Source organism: Lacrimispora sphenoides JCM 1415 (genome assembly GCF_900105615.1).
Classification (GTDB): Bacteria; Bacillota; Clostridia; order Lachnospirales; family Lachnospiraceae; genus Lacrimispora; species Lacrimispora sphenoides.
The window spans coordinates 4,727,660-4,743,221 of the sequence record NZ_LT630003.1 but is presented as its reverse complement, the minus strand read 5'-3'; the positions used below and the strand labels follow the sequence as shown (position 1 = coordinate 4,743,221).

At 45.9% G+C, this 15,562-nt stretch carries 16 protein-coding genes; 8 read left to right on the top strand and 8 right to left on the bottom strand.

What is annotated here, in order from left to right:
- Positions 1-69 precede the first annotated feature (69 nt).
- Together BMX69_RS21415 and BMX69_RS21410 are read right to left on the bottom strand one after the other, a co-directional pair.
- Entirely contained in the window at positions 70-1,407 is a 1,338-nt protein-coding gene (locus tag BMX69_RS21415) for an ABC transporter substrate-binding protein (protein WP_100043470.1), read from the bottom strand.
- A 153-nt stretch (positions 1,408-1,560) separates the two neighbouring features.
- Entirely contained in the window at positions 1,561-2,358 is a 798-nt protein-coding gene (locus BMX69_RS21410) for an AraC family transcriptional regulator (RefSeq protein WP_242941314.1), read from the bottom strand.
- 117 nt (positions 2,359-2,475) lie between these two features.
- Here BMX69_RS21410 and melA point away from each other — a divergent pair, with 117 nt between their 5' ends.
- Positions 2,476-3,798, top strand: coding sequence for an alpha-glucosidase/alpha-galactosidase (melA, locus tag BMX69_RS21405; RefSeq protein ID WP_100043469.1), 1,323 nt, complete (start codon positions 2,476-2,478; stop codon positions 3,796-3,798).
- A gap of 124 nt (positions 3,799-3,922) precedes the next feature.
- Positions 3,923-4,795, top strand: a complete 873-nt coding sequence (locus BMX69_RS21400; RefSeq protein ID WP_025231037.1) for an AraC family transcriptional regulator — start codon at positions 3,923-3,925, stop codon at positions 4,793-4,795.
- Positions 4,796-4,875: 80 nt separating this feature from the next.
- Here BMX69_RS21400 and BMX69_RS21395 read toward each other — a convergent pair whose 3' ends face one another.
- The gene (locus BMX69_RS21395) at positions 4,876-5,076 is read right to left on the bottom strand and encodes a DUF1858 domain-containing protein (RefSeq protein WP_025231036.1); all 201 of its coding nucleotides are present in this window, start codon (positions 5,074-5,076) and stop codon (positions 4,876-4,878) included.
- 252 nt (positions 5,077-5,328) lie between these two features.
- Here BMX69_RS21395 and pflB point away from each other — a divergent pair, with 252 nt between their 5' ends.
- The 6 genes from pflB to BMX69_RS21365 all read left to right on the top strand — a co-directional run bounded on the left by pflB (position 5,329) and on the right by BMX69_RS21365 (position 9,819).
- Entirely contained in the window at positions 5,329-7,389 is a 2,061-nt protein-coding gene (gene pflB, locus BMX69_RS21390) for a formate C-acetyltransferase (RefSeq protein ID WP_100043468.1), read from the top strand.
- Positions 7,390-7,401: 12 nt separating this feature from the next.
- Positions 7,402-7,671, top strand: coding sequence for a hypothetical protein (locus BMX69_RS21385; RefSeq protein ID WP_054791681.1), 270 nt, complete (start codon positions 7,402-7,404; stop codon positions 7,669-7,671).
- Positions 7,672-7,692: 21 nt separating this feature from the next.
- Positions 7,693-7,938 carry an autonomous glycyl radical cofactor GrcA3 gene (gene grcA3, locus BMX69_RS21380; RefSeq protein WP_025231033.1) on the top strand — a complete coding sequence of 82 codons (246 nt, stop codon included), beginning with the start codon at positions 7,693-7,695 and terminating at the stop codon, positions 7,936-7,938.
- A gap of 21 nt (positions 7,939-7,959) precedes the next feature.
- Positions 7,960-8,733, top strand: a complete 774-nt coding sequence (pflA, locus tag BMX69_RS21375; RefSeq protein ID WP_100043467.1) for a pyruvate formate-lyase-activating protein — start codon at positions 7,960-7,962, stop codon at positions 8,731-8,733.
- Between the two features lie 89 nt (positions 8,734-8,822).
- Entirely contained in the window at positions 8,823-8,993 is a 171-nt protein-coding gene (locus BMX69_RS21370; RefSeq protein WP_025231031.1) for a DUF362 domain-containing protein, read from the top strand.
- A 112-nt stretch (positions 8,994-9,105) separates the two neighbouring features.
- A complete protein-coding gene (locus BMX69_RS21365) occupies positions 9,106-9,819 on the top strand; it encodes a gamma-glutamyl-gamma-aminobutyrate hydrolase family protein (RefSeq protein ID WP_054791682.1) in 714 nt (237 codons plus the stop codon).
- 106 nt (positions 9,820-9,925) lie between these two features.
- Here the strand turns inward: BMX69_RS21365 and BMX69_RS21360 are convergent, their stop codons facing one another.
- The 5 genes from BMX69_RS21360 to BMX69_RS21340 all read right to left on the bottom strand — a co-directional run bounded on the left by BMX69_RS21360 (position 9,926) and on the right by BMX69_RS21340 (position 15,467).
- Positions 9,926-10,585, bottom strand: coding sequence for a helix-turn-helix domain-containing protein (locus BMX69_RS21360; RefSeq protein WP_100043466.1), 660 nt, complete (start codon positions 10,583-10,585; stop codon positions 9,926-9,928).
- 402 nt (positions 10,586-10,987) lie between these two features.
- Positions 10,988-12,322, bottom strand: a complete 1,335-nt coding sequence (gene dnaB / locus BMX69_RS21355; protein ID WP_100043465.1) for a replicative DNA helicase — start codon at positions 12,320-12,322, stop codon at positions 10,988-10,990.
- Between the two features lie 11 nt (positions 12,323-12,333).
- Positions 12,334-12,780, bottom strand: coding sequence for a 50S ribosomal protein L9 (gene rplI / locus BMX69_RS21350; protein WP_054790993.1), 447 nt, complete (start codon positions 12,778-12,780; stop codon positions 12,334-12,336).
- Complete coding sequence (locus BMX69_RS21345) at positions 12,780-14,840, bottom strand: DHH family phosphoesterase (protein WP_100043464.1); 2,061 nt, start codon at positions 14,838-14,840, stop codon at positions 12,780-12,782. The genes rplI and BMX69_RS21345 overlap by 1 nt, the downstream gene beginning before the upstream one ends.
- A gap of 249 nt (positions 14,841-15,089) precedes the next feature.
- Positions 15,090-15,467: a LytR/AlgR family response regulator transcription factor gene (locus BMX69_RS21340; protein ID WP_054790994.1), complete on the bottom strand. Its 378-nt coding sequence runs from the start codon at positions 15,465-15,467 to the stop codon at positions 15,090-15,092.
- Between the last annotated feature and the right edge of the window lie 95 nt (positions 15,468-15,562).

Below are 15,562 nucleotides of genomic sequence, written 5' to 3'. Positions count from 1 at the left end.
AATACGCTTCACCACTTGATTCGGTTAAAAAGGGGGAGGCGCTTTAAAAGCCTGCCTCCCCAGCCCCTCCTATTCTTGTGCCAGCATGGCATTCATTTCCTGAGCCATGTCCTTGCAGACATCCTCCACGCTCTTGGCTCCGGTCCATGCATCAATTAATTTTTCATAGCTCATATTGTTCCAGGCAACCGTTGATTTAGAGTATGGCCTGATGACCAGGTCACTCATCATATCTAAATATGCCTGGAGGTTAAAGCCCTGATATGCCTTTATCCAGTTATCCGTTGTCCCTTTATAGGCAGAAATAACGATTCCAAGGTCAGACTGCTTCTGCTGAGCATCCTTTGATCCCATGTATTCAATCAGCTTCCATGCTTCTTCTGGCATGCCGGTATTGGCAGAAGCCGCCCAGCCCAGTCCATTGTAAATGGAGATCCTCTTTCCAGAGGCTGCATCTTTTGGAAGGACTGCGATGTCACAGTTTTCCTTTACGTAATCATTATTGCAAAGCTCCGGAAGCATCCAAGAGCCAGCCGTAATCATGGCTACCTTGCCAGCTTCAAACAAAGCTTCCTCTGTATTCTCCGCCATCACTTCATATGGAGGCGCATATCCTTCTTTCATCAGATCCGTGATAAACGTTAAGGCCTTGATGGTTCCCGGCTGGTCAAATCCGGAAGACTTCTTATCATCGCTGATTACATAACCGCCCATATCATAAACGATATTATTCCAGCCTGCCTGGTCATTGGTGGGCCTTAATGCAAATCCATACTGGCTTCCATCTGCTTTGGTCAGCTTTTTTGCTGCTTCTGCATAATCATCCCAGGTCCAATCCTTGTCGGGATAAGGGACTCCTGCTTCATCAAACATGGTTTTGTTGTACCAGAGCGCGATGGTATCGATATCCTTTGGCACTGCATACTGCTTTGTACCTTCCCAATTATAGATCTGCACAATGTCCTTAGGGAATTTATCCATTTCCAGCTTCTTGCTCTCCTTGATCCGGTCCGTTAAGTCCAGGAGCATCTCGTATTGGGAATACCTTGCGATCTCATTGGAATGCATCCAAAAAACATCGGGAAGAGATCCGCCGGTTGCTCCTGCCTCCAGCATGGTCCAGTACTGCTCCCATGGAGTTACCTGAATCTGTGTTTTAATTCCCGTTTCATTTGTAAAGTCCTTCATGATCTCCGTAAGTCCCGGTTCCTGGTTCTTGTCCCAGATTGCAACCGTCAGAGTTCCCTGAGCAGCCGTATTTCCTGACTCACTGGAGCTTTCCTCCGCCTGCTTTGTTTCTCCCGCGCTTGCAGGAGCAGTTTCCTTCCGGGTCTTGCTTCCGCAGCCAACCAGTGCTGCTGCCATAACCGCTGCCATTGCCGCTGTCAACCACCATTTACGTTTCATTTTGTTACCTCCCTTTGATTAGTCAGTTTATATAGTTAAGACTAAATTTAAAACCATTTTTTGTGTATTTTTATTTACCTAACCCTGATTATAAACTATTTTTTATCCATATTACATAGACTAATGTGATAGGTACATGGTGTTTTGTTATATTTACCAAACCTCTTCTCTCATCTTCTTCCGATACTGGAGCGGAGACTCCCCCTCTGTCTGCAGGAAACTTTTACAGAATACCGAAGCGTCATGAAAGCCGCAGGATAAACCGGTTTCCGTTATACTAAGGCCCGTATCCTCTAATAGGCGCTTAGCCTCCATGATCCGGTAGGCTGTTAAATACTGCTTCGGAGAAATGCCCTTATATTTCATAAAAAGCCGGTACAGATAGGTCCTGTCGATTCCTACATATTTTGCCACATCTCCGATCTGAATGGGGTAGCTGTAATTATGGCGTATATATGTTTCCGCCCTGGACAGATAGCTCTGCTCATACTCTCCCACTTCCTTGCTGCGTTTTGGGAACCGGGAAAACAGCAGATAAAGATACCCTGCTGTCTCATCCATACTGTGTTCCCCGCTTTCAAAGACGGTCACCAGCCGGTCCATATAGTCTCGCCATTCCTCTCCGTGTTCGAAATGGTACACATATTCATTTTCCTCCTGCCGGTAATCGCTTAACATTCTCTCCGCTTCAGTCCCTGCAAAAGCTGCCCAGGCATATTCCCAGGGCTCCTCCTTATCCGCCTGATAATACGTGACCTCCTGGGGTTTGATCAAAAATGCATCTCCTTCTTTTAAGGCATATTCCTCGCCTCCTGTCCGGTAGATCCCCTTTCCCCTAAGTATCACATGCATCAGGTAATGCTTCCGGATCGCAGGTCCGAAAAAATGCCCTGACACACACTGTTCACGACCGCAGTAATAAATGGTCAGCCCCCGTACCAATTGATTCATGTTTCACCCTCCATACAACAAAATGACAATTTTATGAAACAAACTTCCTATCTTTTTTTCTGCTGCAATTATACAATATCCTCATCAGACAGACAAGGAAAACAAGGAGGAAGGAACATGGTAAAAATAACTTTTATGGGGGCAGGGAGCACGATATTTGCAAGAAATGTCTTAGGCGACTGCATGTGTACTCCAATACTTCAGGACGCTGTGATCGCTCTTTACGATATTGATCAGGTGCGGCTTTCGGATTCGGAGCTTATTCTGAATGCAATCAACAAAAATGTGAATGAAGGACGGGCTGATATCAAAACTTATCTGGGAGTGGAAAACCGGAAGGAGGCCTTATCCGGTGCCACCTTTGTAGTGAACGCCATTCAGGTGGGCGGTTATGATCCCTGTACGATTACAGACTTTGAAATCCCTAAAAAATACGGCTTAAAACAAACCATTGCGGATACCCTGGGGATCGGCGGAATTATGCGGGGCTTAAGGACCATTCCGGTCATGGAGGATTTTGCCAGAGACATGGAGGAGGTTTGTCCGGATGCCTACTTCTTAAATTATACCAATCCCATGGCTATCTTAACTGGTTACATGCAGCGTTACACATCCATTAAAACCATTGGTTTATGCCACAGCGTCCAGGTATGCTCAGAAACCTTATTAAAGGGCCTTGATATGGAAGATAAGCTGGAAGGGCGAACAGAATTAATTGCAGGAATTAACCATATGGCCTGGCTCTTAAAGCTCCATGACAGAGATGGAAACGACCTTTACCCCATGATCCGTCAGAAGGCCTCCTGGAAAAACCAGACAGAAAAACATAAGGATATGGTACGCTTTGAATACATCAACCAGTTAGACTATTACTGTACGGAATCCAGTGAACACAATGCAGAATACAATCCGTTGTTCATAAAATCCAAATACCCGGAAATGATCGAAGAATTCCAGATCCCTTTAGATGAATACCCGCGGCGCTGCATCAAGCAGATCAATGAGTGGGAAGAAGAAAAGAACTCTATTCTTAACAACGGACAGATCACCCATGTGCGTTCCCATGAATACGCCTCCTATATTATGGAAGCAATTCTGACCAATAAGCCTTACAAGATCGGGGCAAGTGTCTTAAACCAGGGGCTTATTGATAACCTCCCTGCCGATGCCTGCGTAGAAGTTCCCTGTCTGGTAGACGGAAGCGGAATCACTCCATGCCATGTAGGCCCCCTTCCCACCCAGCTTGCGGCCATGAACATGACAAACATAAATCCCCAGCTTCTTACCATAGAAGCCGCCCGTAACAGGGATAAGAAAACCATTTACCAGGCTGCCATGCTGGATCCTCACACTGCTGCCGAGCTTAACATAAAAGATATCCGTGCCATGGTGGATGAACTCATTGCAGCCCATGGGGATTACATGAAAATGTACCAGTAAAAGAAACTCCCAGGAATCATTATTTACAAGTTGCCTATAATGCCTGTATACTTGACCCTATCAAACATCCTAAAAAAAGCGGATCGTCTGACAGGGTCTTTCACCATTTTGAGGGGGTATATCTTTGAGCGAAAAACAAACGACTTATAAAAATGTTGCCGGGTTCCGCTGCTTAAGGAACATTAAACGGCAGACCAATGATCTGTACCTGGTCCACTGCGGGATCCAGCAGTGTCCTCCGGGATACACCTACGATCACAAGATTCCAAATGAATATCACCTTCACTTTGTGCTGGGCGGCGCAGGCTCTCTGGAAATTAATGGGAAACGGTATGATATAAAAACCGATGACATCTTTCTCATTCCCAAGGGACATCCCGTTCTTTACAATGCGGATCTTAAAAATCCCTGGGAGTACATGTGGATTACCTTTGACGGAGAGATGGCAGAGGCTTATTTAAGCTATGCGGGCATATCCCCGCAGCTCCCTGCCATCCATTCCCAGATTCCCAATCAGCTTTATCTTCCCATGATACACAAAATACTGGATACCAGCGAACTGACCTTTGCCAATGAAATCAAGCGGGTGGGATACCTATACGAGATATTGTCCACCCTGATCGAAATGCAGAATACCATAAGAACCATTAAGAAGAACCAGTACGACTATTCCATCGATACTTATGTAGATTATGCCCTTCAGTATATTAAGCTGAACTACGACAGTATCAAGGTCCAGGACATCGCAGACTACATCGGGATCAACCGTTCCTATTTGACTACAATATTCAAAAAGCAGCTTCACGTTTCTCCTCAGGAATACTTAATGAGGTACCGGCTTAACATTGCCGCCAATCAGCTTGCCACCACATCCTTATCCATTCAGGAAATTGCCACAGACATCGGATATCATAACCCTTTAACCTTTTCCAAGATCTTTAAACAGGAATTCGGCGTCAGCCCGAAGCATTACAGGGAAGAAAAACGGCAGTCATAAGAAACCCGCCGGCTCGCTGCCCGCACAAAAAACAGGAGGCTGGTCCTTAAGGACTGCCTCCTGTCATATCGTAATATATTCTATACTTCTGCTAACACTTCGTTAATCTGGGAAACCAGTACATCACAGTCTATTCCATGAACCTGGCAGGCTTCCTCCAGGGACTCACCCTGAGATGCCGGACAGCCGAGGCAATGCATACCTGCGCGCATTAACATAGGTGCAATGTTCTCGTCCATTTCAAGCAATGCTCCTATTAACATATCCTTCTGGATCTGCATCTTGTGTTCCTCCTTAAAAAATTGTATTTACTGTCTTTATAATATAATACTTTTCTTCCTTATTAGCAAGGACTAAATTCCTTTTTTTCCTTCCGACTTCTTTTTGACAAATTTTTCTCAACAAGTAGTCTTGACATTGTATACAGTATTCATATATAATGTATTCATACAAAGGTTGTATGAATTATAATCTTTGACGGCACTCATTTATAATTGACACTTATACAGCAGATTTTACGGAGGAACAATACTATGAGAACAGAATGGAGAGCTTTCACGGGCGGTGTTTGGGAACGGGAGATCAACGTCAGGGACTTTATACAGAAAAATTACACTCCTTATGACGGCGATGATTCCTTTCTTGCCGGACCTACCACAGCAACAAACGCTCTTTGGGCGCAGGTTATGGATTTATCCAAACAGGAGCGGGAGGCCGGCGGCGTGCTGGATATGGATACAAAGAACATTTCCACCATCACTTCCCACGGACCGGGATATTTAGATAAAGACAAAGAAACAATCGTAGGCTTTCAGACTGATAAGCCTTTTAAGCGTTCCTTACAGCCTTACGGCGGTATCCGTATGGCAGAGAAGGCCTGCGCGGATAATGGTTATACCATTGATCCTGAAGTTAAGAAATTTTTTACGATTCACAGAAAGACACACAATGCAGGCGTTTTTGATGCTTATACCCAGGAAATGCGTGACTGCCGTTCCAACCACATCATCACAGGCCTTCCGGATGCCTATGGCCGCGGCCGCATCATCGGAGATTACCGCCGGGTGGCCCTTTACGGCATTGACCGCCTGATCGCAGATAAGGAAGAGCAGAAGGATACAACACGTACTACCATGTATTCTGACGTGATCCGGGAAAGAGAAGAGCTTTCTGAGCAGATCCGTGCCCTTAAGGAATTAAAGGAGCTGGGAAGCATCTATGGCTTTGATATTTCAAAACCGGCAGCCAACGTAGAAGAGGCGATCCAGTGGCTGTACTTTGCCTACCTTGCCGCTGTCAAGGAACAAAACGGAGCAGCCATGTCCTTAGGCCGCACCTCCACCTTTATTGATGTTTATGCACAGAGAGATTTAGAAGATGGAACCTTTACCGAAGAGCAGATTCAGGAGTTCGTGGATCATTTCATCATGAAGCTTCGTCTGGTAAAATTCGCCCGTACTCCGGAATACAATGAGCTGTTCTCCGGCGATCCTACCTGGGTAACAGAATCCATCGGAGGAGTCGGCATCGACGGACGCCATCTGGTGACCAAGACTTCCTTCCGCTACCTCCACACCCTTACGAATCTGGGAACAGCTCCTGAGCCAAACTTAACCGTGCTCTGGTCTACAAAGCTTCCGGAAAACTTTAAGCGCTTCTGCGCAAGGACTTCCATTGAATCCTCTTCCATTCAGTATGAGAACGATGACCTGATGAGAGTGACACATGGAGATGATTATGCCATTGCCTGCTGCGTATCTTCCATGAGGGTTGGTAAGGAAATGCAGAACTTCGGCGCAAGGGCCAATCTTGCAAAATGCCTGTTATATGCTATTAACGGCGGCATTGATGAAGTCACCAAAAAACAGGTCGGCCCCAAATACCGCCCCATCACTTCCGAGTACCTGGATTATGAAGAGGTTATGGCTGCCTATAAGGATATGATGAACTGGCTTGCAAGGGTTTATGTAAACACCTTGAACGTCATTCACTATATGCATGACAAATACAGCTATGAGCGTATTCAGATGGCTCTTCACGATAAAAAGGTAACCCGTTGGTTCGCAACCGGTATTGCCGGACTTTCCGTAGTGGCTGACTCCTTATCCGCCATCAAATATGCCAAGGTTAAAACCGTACGGGATGAAAACGGAATCGTAACCGATTATATCGTAGAAGGCGACTTCCCCAAATACGGCAATAACGATGACCGGGTAGACATGATCGCAAACGAACTGGTTCACACCTTTATGAACTATGTAAAAGGAAACCACACTTACCGCGGCGGCATTCCAACCACCTCAATCTTAACAATCACTTCCAACGTAGTATATGGTAAGAATACAGGAGCAACTCCTGACGGACGTAAGAAGGGTGAAGCCTTTGCGCCTGGCGCAAACCCAATGCACCTTAGAGATACTCACGGTGCTGTCGCTTCCCTGGCATCGGTTGCAAAGCTTCCGTTCAGAGATGCCCAGGATGGGATCTCCAATACATTCTCTATCGTACCGGGAGCCCTTGGCAAAGAAGATCAGATCTTCACAGGAGATTTAGAGGTGGATTTAGAGCTGGCTCTCAGCGAAGACCAGAAATAAGGAGTGGTTATTATGGCAGATCCAAAGGAGAAACAGATTGACGATATCGTCTCCATGCTTGACCAGTTCATGGCTGGAAGCGGCGGACATATGAACATCCGCGTATCAGAAGACGGTACTGTAAGTACCGATGAAACAATGGCTAAATCAGTTACTACCACAAACTCCACGGATTGTGCAGACGGAAATTCCGCCTGCAGAGTGCCCACTTTATTCCAGGCCTTGGATACAGAAGATGAAGACCCGGAAAGCAACCGGCTGTTTATGGAAGACACTTATTAAATACAATAGGAGGATTATAAAATGGCAAATATCAGCGAATCTCAAATCAATAACCTTGTTAATTTATTAGATGGCTATGTAGAAGAAGGCGGACATCACTTAAATGTTAATGTATTCACCCGTGATACCTTATTAGACGCTCAGAAGCATCCGGAAAGTTATCCCCAGCTTACCGTGCGCGTATCCGGTTATGCGGTGAATTTTATCAAGCTGACAAAGGAACAGCAGGATGAGGTAATCTCCCGTACGTTCCACAACAATATGTAATAAGCAAAGAAGGCGATCTGTATGACAGGATATATCCATTCCATTGAAAGCTTCGGTACCGTTGACGGACCGGGTGTGCGTATGGTGATTTTTTTACAAGGCTGTCCCATGCGCTGCCAATATTGCCATAATCCGGACACCTGGAAGATGGCGGGCGGCACGGCAATGACGGTAGAAGAACTATTAAAGCAGTATGAGTCGTCCCGGAATTTTTACCGGGGCGGAGGCATCACGGCCACCGGCGGAGAGCCTCTTATGCAGCTGGATTTTGTGACTGAGCTTTTTGAAGCCGCAGGAAAGAAGAGCATCCATACCTGCCTGGATACTTCAGGTGTCACGTTTCACAGGAATGACCCGGATTACAGGAAGAAAATAGACCGGCTTTTGGACTCTACCGATCTTGTCATGCTGGACATCAAGCAAATTGTTGATACAAAGCACAAAACACTTACAGGTCATTCCAATGAAAACATTCTGGATTTTGCCCAGTGTTTAAGCGACCGGGATATCCCGGTGTGGATCCGTCATGTGGCAGTGCCGCAGATCACGGATGAGACCCCTGATCTATACAGGCTGGGGCGTTTTATCGGCGGGCTTAAGAATGTGAAGGCCCTTGATGTCCTGCCTTATCACGACATGGGAAAGGTAAAATACGAGAGCATGGGTATGGAATATCCCTTAAAGGATATTCCCCCCATGTCAAAGGATGGTGCCGTTGCCGCCAAGAAGATAATCTTAAGCGGAATCAGGGATGTACGCACAGGAATCCCTGATCGGTATTGCTCCCAAAATTAAACAATAATTGTACCATTTACTACTTGAATATTTCTGATTTATAGTATAAAATATAGAAAAATCTATATAATATAAGGAGGTAATTTATCATGGCACGAGTTATTAGTGACGCTTGCGTTAGCTGCGGAAGCTGTGAAGGTGAATGCCCAGTAAGCGCTATTAGCCAGGGTGATTCTCAGTTTGTTATTGATGCTGATGCATGTATCGATTGTGGCGCTTGTGAGGGCGTATGTCCAACAGGAGCTATTTCTGAAGCATAATTATGATACATAAATGCCTCTTCCGAAAGGAAGAGGCATTTTGTTATATCAACACGTTCTTTATATCTGCATATGAATGAATTAACCGGATAAAGGAAAGGACATTTCTAATATGAGAAAGCCACTGATCGGCCTGACCCCCGCCCACGATATTGAAAGCGGTGATGTTAAGGCACGTCCTACTTATATGCGGGCATTAAAAGCTGCGGGAGCAATCCCAGTCGTGATGCCCTTAGATGCCTCAGAAGAAGATTTAAAGCAGCTGTCAAAGGATATGGATGGATTTCTGTTCACAGGCGGTCCTGATGTGCACCCCTTCCTTTTTGGGGAAGAGACACAGGCTCACTGCGGCAATGTGTCCGCAGCCAGGGACCAGATGGAGATTTCCCTGCTCCCTATGATTATGGAACTTCGGAAACCGGTCCTTGGGATCTGCCGGGGAATCCAGGTTCTAAACATCGCTCTTGGAGGAAACATCTGGCAGGATATCCCCTCCCAGGTAACACGTGATTTTCCTCTGGCCCATTCCCAACCATTTAGTTATGATATGCCGTGCCATACGGTTGCTTTAAACGAGGGCAGCCTCCTTGCCCGTATATCAGAAAGCTCTTCGATAAAGGTCAACAGCATGCACCATCAGGCCGTCAGGGATCTTGCTCCCGGACTTATTGCTTCCGCCTACTCTCCAGACCATTTGATCGAGGCACTGGAAATGACAGACTATCCCTTTTTTATCGGGGTTCAATGGCATCCGGAATATCTGTGGGAAAAGAATGGAGAAGCGTTCCGACTGTTTCAGACTTTTGTAAATGCTTGTAAAGAATAATAACCTGTTAGCATAAAAAATCCGCAGTTTCCACTTTCACCGGCAGCTGCGGATTTCCTTGCCAGAGCCTGTTTGATGGCTCTATTTATCTGAAAGTAGTGTGGTTTTATAACTTTTTTCCATTTCGCCCGAACTTCTTTTTTCGGTTAAAAAATGGAATCTTAGAAGCAGCAGCTTCTGCACGCCCTTTGTTGTCCTTTTGATACGAACGCATAAGCTCGTCCAGCTGTTTGAACCGCTCCTCTTCTTTTTCTTCTTTTAAATTCAATAAATATTCCATTTCCTTAATGACCTTGTCATTGACCAAGCAGCTGACATCCTGGCTTAACTGCTCATTATTTACCTCTAAAGCCCGTCCAATGATATGGTTCATGATCTCCTGAAACTGCTCCATTTTCTCCTGGGCAATGGAAATCTGCGCCGTGTTATGTACGTCCAGGCCTGTCCCATCATCAGTGCCAGATATTGCACTCTCTTTTAATTCCTGAGCTACCTGTCCTTCCAGTAACTCATCTGGTATGACGGGGTCTCTGCCCTCCTCAATAACCTTGTCAAGCGCTGTCTTAATGGCCTTTAACTGATACCCCTTGTCCTTTAAGTCCTTGATCTGCTTGAATAAACGGATGTGTGCTTCAGTGTAATACCGGTGCCCCATCTCATTTCTGGGAATCTTTAACTCCAGCTCGTCCTCCCAGTATCTAAGGACATGAGACTCCACATCGACCTTCTTCGATGCATCCGATATTAAGTAATGTATCTCAGCCATAGCTATATCCTCTCCTTTGGTTCGTTAAGTTTTCATAACCTTACTATTTATATCATATGCGGACTTCGGATGGATTATGAATGGGAATTGGAAGTTTTTTGAGGGATTTGAGAAAATTTTTAGAGGGGGGGAGTAAATGGATGGGGGGGAAAAGAGAAATGGCGGGGGTGCAGGAGCCATCTGGGGGAAGGGGGGGAATTTAGCGGGGCCGCAGGAGCCATCTGGGAGAAGGGGGGGAATTTAGTGGGGCCGCAGGAGCCATCTGGGAGAATGGATTCGAGGTTCGAATCCATTCTCCCAGATGGGGGGCGTTCGCCCCATAGAAAAAGAGAGTCCCCTGGCCCCGGAAAAACAAAAATACTTGCTTTTCCGGGGCCAGGGGACTCTCTTTTTCTATCCTGCTCATTGCTTGGCCATGTTTGCAAACTTCGTATACTCCGGTCTCCAGACCAGATTAATCGTTCCGATCGGACCGTTTCTCTGTTTTGCAATTATTACTTCCGCAATATTAGGCATATCCGTATCTTTATTATAATAATCATCACGGTATAAGAACATAACCACGTCGGCATCCTGCTCGATGGCTCCGGATTCTCGGAGGTCGGATAGCATGGGGCGGTGGTCGGGTCTTGTTTCGCAGGCACGGCTTAGCTGGGATAAGGCGATTACAGGGGCGTTCATCTCTCTTGCCAGGGCTTTTAGGGATCTGGAAATTTCTGAGATCTCCTGCTGGCGGTTGTCTCCGCCTTTTCCGCTTCCGCTCATCAACTGAAGGTAATCGATGATGACTACGCTAAGACCGTATTCCAGCTTCATCTTACGGCATTTGGAACGCAGTTCTCCGATTGAGATTCCTGGGGTATCGTCTATGATCAGCTTGGAATTGCCGATAACTCCGATTCCCTCTACCACAGCATCCCAGTCGGAATCGGATAAGGTTCCGGTTCTGAGCTTCTGGGAATCTACATTGGATTCCATGGCCAGCATACGGTTTACCAGCTGTTCCTTGGACATCTCCAGGCTGAATACCATACAGGGCAGGCCTTTTTTTACAGCGATATGGTCTACCAGGTTCAGTACAAATGCCGTCTTTCCCATGGAAGGACGGGCGGCGATGAGGACGAAATCGGAAGGCTGCAGACCGGAGGTCTTATAATCCAAGTCAATAAAGCCTGTGGGGATTCCGGTTACCGTTCCCTGGTTTTTGGAAGCTTCTTCGATTTTTTCCAGAACATTCATGGCAACCTGGCGGATGGGTACGAAATCTCCGGAGCTGCGGTTCTGAAGCAGATCAAATATGGTCTTTTCCGTGACAGCCATAATGGTTTCTAAGGGTTCCTTTCCTGCGTAGCAGGTGTTGGCTATTTCTTCATTTGCCTTAATAAGCCGCCTTAAAACCGCTTTTTCACGGACAATATTTGCATAGGACTTTATATTGGCGGATGTAGGGACTGTGGTGATGATATCCCTGACAAAATCAAGACTTGAAACTTCGGGAGGAACATCTTTTACCTTTAAACGGTTTTGAAGAGTCACCAAATCCACCGGTAAGTTCTCATTAAAAAGCTCCAGCATGGCCTCAAACATGATGCCATACTGGTGCTGGTAAAAATCTCCTGCTGTAACGATCTCGGAAGCCGTGATGATTGCATCCCGGTCCATCAGCATGGAACCGATGACAGATTGCTCTGCCTCGATGCTGTGAGGGAGTACCCGTTTGATCAGGGCATCATCCATGTTCATGCCTCCTAGCTTTCCACTACCTTAACATTCAGTTTTGCAGTTACATCTTTATGAAGCTTGATTGGAACCTCATGGGAACCAAAGGTCTTAAGTGGTTCAGGAAGAACCAGCTTCTTTTTATCAATGTCATATCCCAGCTGGCTCTTAATGGCAGCGGAAATTTCCTTTCCTGATACGGAGCCAAAGGCTCTTCCGCCCTCTCCTGCACGAATGGATAAGGTGATAGCTGCTTCTGAAAGCTTGGCTCCAAGCTCCTTTGCTGCCTCCAGCTGTTCCGCTGCGATCCTGGCCTCATTGGCCTTCTGAAGCTTTAAGTCATTTAAATTCTTAGCCGTTGCCTCAATTCCCAGCTTTTTAGGGAGAATGAAATTTCTTGCATATCCGTCGTTAACCTTAACGATCTGTCCCTTCTTGCCCAATGCCTTTACGTCTTCTAATAATACAATTTCCATTATGATATGTCTCCCTTCTCTAACATCTCTTTTATAACCGCTTTTACGCGGGTTTTGGCTTCTTCAATGCTGACTCCTGCAAGCTGTGCGCCTGCGATGGTACGGTGTCCGCCGCCGCCCAGTTTTTCCATCATGACCTGTACATTGACTTCATCTATGGAACGGGCGCTTATATACACCGCATGATTATAATCTGTCATTACAATGGAGGCCTTGATCCCGGCTATGTCAAGCAGCTCATTGGCTGCCTGAGCTCCTACAACCGTAGGGCTTCCGATTCCTTCCGAGGAACACACGCTGATGGCAAAGCAGCCTTCGAAAATCTCCGCCTCACGGACAGCCTCTGCCTTTGCCTTGTAATCTTCCAGGTCATCGCGGAACATCTTCCGCACACGGACCACATCCGCGCCGTTTCTTCTTAAGAAAGCTGCTGCTTCAAAGGTCCTGACCCCCGTTTGATTGGTGAAATTATTGGTATCAATGACGATCCCTGCATACAGGGCATCTGCTTCCGCCGATTTGATCTTAATTCCGTCTGCAATGTATTGCAGCACCTCCGCTACCATCTCACAGGAGGAGGAAGCATACGGCTCTACATAGGACAGGACCGCATTGTCAATAATCTCACTGCTCTGCCTGTGATGGTCCAGGACCACAATAGTCTTAACAAGACGCAATAGCTCCGGGGCATCGGTGATACTGGGACGGTTTACATCCACCACCACCAACAGAGTATTGGCATCTACAAGCTCTGCTGCCTTGGATCCGGTCAGGAATAAATCCTCCGGGTAATCGGGATTCCCCACAAAACGATCTAGAATCGGGCGTACCGAGGTCGTCACTTCATTAATAATGATATGGGCCTTCTTATCCATGGCCGTGGCAATGCGGTATATTCCGACTGCAGCGCCAAAGGCATCAATATCCGTTAAACGGTGCCCCATAATAAGCAGCCGGTCCTTTGTTTCCATCAGCTCTCTGAGGGCGTGAGCCTTTACACGGGCCTTCACGCGGGTAGTCTTCTCTACCTGCTGGGCCTTGCCTCCGAAATACTGGATCCGTTCGCCATCCTTTATCACCGCCTGGTCACCGCCCCGTCCAAGGGCCATATCAATAGCGATTCTTGCGAACTCGTAATTTCTGGAATAGCTATCCCCGTTCATACCAAGGCCAATGCTCAATGTCACTGCCATCTCATTGCCGATATTGACGGTTTTCACTTCCTCCAGAATCGAAAAACGGTTTTCTTTCAGTTCAGTAATATAGGACTGTTTTATGGAAATAAAATATTTATCTTTCTCCAGCTTCTTAACGATTCCGTTCATATTGGAGATGTACTTCGTGATCTTCCGGTCAATGAGGGCTGTAAGCAGAGAACGGCGCACTTCTTCCACACTCTCTAACGCCTCATCATAATTATCCAGATAAATAAGACCGGCCACCATTTTCTGATCATCTACCATCTGTTTATAGGAGAGAATCTCCGTTTCATCAAAAAGATAGACTGCCACGAGCATCTGTCCGGCAGCCTCCACTTCAACGGTTGAAATAATCGCTTCCGGTGAATCTTTCATAAAGACAGGTTTTAAGCGGATCTGGTATTTCCTTTCATTGCGTGCGGCATGCAAAACGGCCATTCCATCGTTAAGCTTTAACACTTCCTTCGTAATCTCCGGAAAAATAGTCATGAGGTTCTTTTTTGCGACTTTTAGAGGCTTTTCTTCCCCCAGTACCTCTGAAAACGCTGTATTCCCCCAGAAAATCCTTCCGTCTACATCCGCCATTGCATACGGAAGTTCCAGATCAGTAAGAAGCTGCTTCTGCATCCAGGAATATTCCGCAGAAAATTCCACAAGGCCGCTCATCAGAAGTCTCCTTCTGTAAGTATAAAGCCAGACTGCTATACCAACATACAATAGCGTAAAAACTGCCATTATAATGCCCGCCTTTGTACTGGCAGCGCCGATCACCGTATTGGCGGCGATCAGCAGTGCGCTTAGATAAAGCGGCCACTGCATATACGTCCTTAGCTGTCCCTTTATTTTGAACTTTTCTTTCATATCTTTCTCCTTATGGAAAAAAGGGTTCTCTTTTTCACTGTCTTATCATTATATCATAGTCATCTGGGTTCGTCCATTAAATTACAAAAAGTAAGGAAATACAAGGCTTTCCGTAGATTTGAAATGATTTTTTAAGGGTTTTTGCGTTACAGAAAACGCAAAAACCCCTTTTGACTGTTTAACCATTATATCCCAGACTTATCCTGCCATGTGAAGGCAAAAATCACCGCCTGCTATGTTCTACGTACTTTATACGACTACTCTTTTATTCATTCTATATTGATCAATCATTTTAATAATCTGCGTTTTTGTATAAGGCTTTATAATAAAGCCAAAAGCACGTATCTTCCAGGCTTCCAGCGAAAAGCCGGGAATGCCGGAAAGAAGCACTACCTCCGGTGGGGCCGGAAGTTCATAAAGCTTAGCTGCGAGAGTAATTCCGCTGATGTCCGGCATGACCACATCCGAAAACACCATATCTACCGGATTTTCTCTCACATATTGCATGGCAGTAATGGCATCATTGAAGCTTCCGCACAGCTCAATTCCGTCTATTTCCTTTAAAATACGAGTCAGCTTGATTAATAATTCCTCTGAGTTATCCACTACTACAACTCTGATGTTCATAATTCCTCCATGGTTTTATCTCTTTTTCATTGAATGTAATAATACTATTATACTTAAAAATGAATATTCTTTCAACGGGGACAATATAAATTATG

What these genes read in the sequence shown, in the direction of transcription:
- BMX69_RS21415 (WP_100043470.1), bottom strand. Translation starts at nt 1,407, where the DNA reads ATGAAACGTAAATGGTGGTTGACAGCGGCAATGGCAGCGGTTATGGCA.
- BMX69_RS21410 (WP_242941314.1), bottom strand. Translation starts at nt 2,358, where the DNA reads ATGAATCAATTGGTACGGGGGCTGACCATTTATTACTGCGGTCGTGAA.
- melA (WP_100043469.1), top strand. Translation starts at nt 2,476, where the DNA reads ATGGTAAAAATAACTTTTATGGGGGCAGGGAGCACGATATTTGCAAGA.
- BMX69_RS21395 (WP_025231036.1), bottom strand. Translation starts at nt 5,076, where the DNA reads ATGCAGATCCAGAAGGATATGTTAATAGGAGCATTGCTTGAAATGGAC.
- pflB (WP_100043468.1), top strand. Translation starts at nt 5,329, where the DNA reads ATGAGAACAGAATGGAGAGCTTTCACGGGCGGTGTTTGGGAACGGGAG.
- BMX69_RS21385 (WP_054791681.1), top strand. Translation starts at nt 7,402, where the DNA reads ATGGCAGATCCAAAGGAGAAACAGATTGACGATATCGTCTCCATGCTT.
- grcA3 (WP_025231033.1), top strand. Translation starts at nt 7,693, where the DNA reads ATGGCAAATATCAGCGAATCTCAAATCAATAACCTTGTTAATTTATTA.
- pflA (WP_100043467.1), top strand. Translation starts at nt 7,960, where the DNA reads ATGACAGGATATATCCATTCCATTGAAAGCTTCGGTACCGTTGACGGA.
- BMX69_RS21370 (WP_025231031.1), top strand. Translation starts at nt 8,823, where the DNA reads ATGGCACGAGTTATTAGTGACGCTTGCGTTAGCTGCGGAAGCTGTGAA.
- BMX69_RS21365 (WP_054791682.1), top strand. Translation starts at nt 9,106, where the DNA reads ATGAGAAAGCCACTGATCGGCCTGACCCCCGCCCACGATATTGAAAGC.
- BMX69_RS21360 (WP_100043466.1), bottom strand. Translation starts at nt 10,585, where the DNA reads ATGGCTGAGATACATTACTTAATATCGGATGCATCGAAGAAGGTCGAT.
- dnaB (WP_100043465.1), bottom strand. Translation starts at nt 12,322, where the DNA reads ATGGATGATGCCCTGATCAAACGGGTACTCCCTCACAGCATCGAGGCA.
- rplI (WP_054790993.1), bottom strand. Translation starts at nt 12,780, where the DNA reads ATGGAAATTGTATTATTAGAAGACGTAAAGGCATTGGGCAAGAAGGGA.
- BMX69_RS21345 (WP_100043464.1), bottom strand. Translation starts at nt 14,840, where the DNA reads ATGAAAGAAAAGTTCAAAATAAAGGGACAGCTAAGGACGTATATGCAG.
- BMX69_RS21340 (WP_054790994.1), bottom strand. Translation starts at nt 15,467, where the DNA reads ATGAACATCAGAGTTGTAGTAGTGGATAACTCAGAGGAATTATTAATC.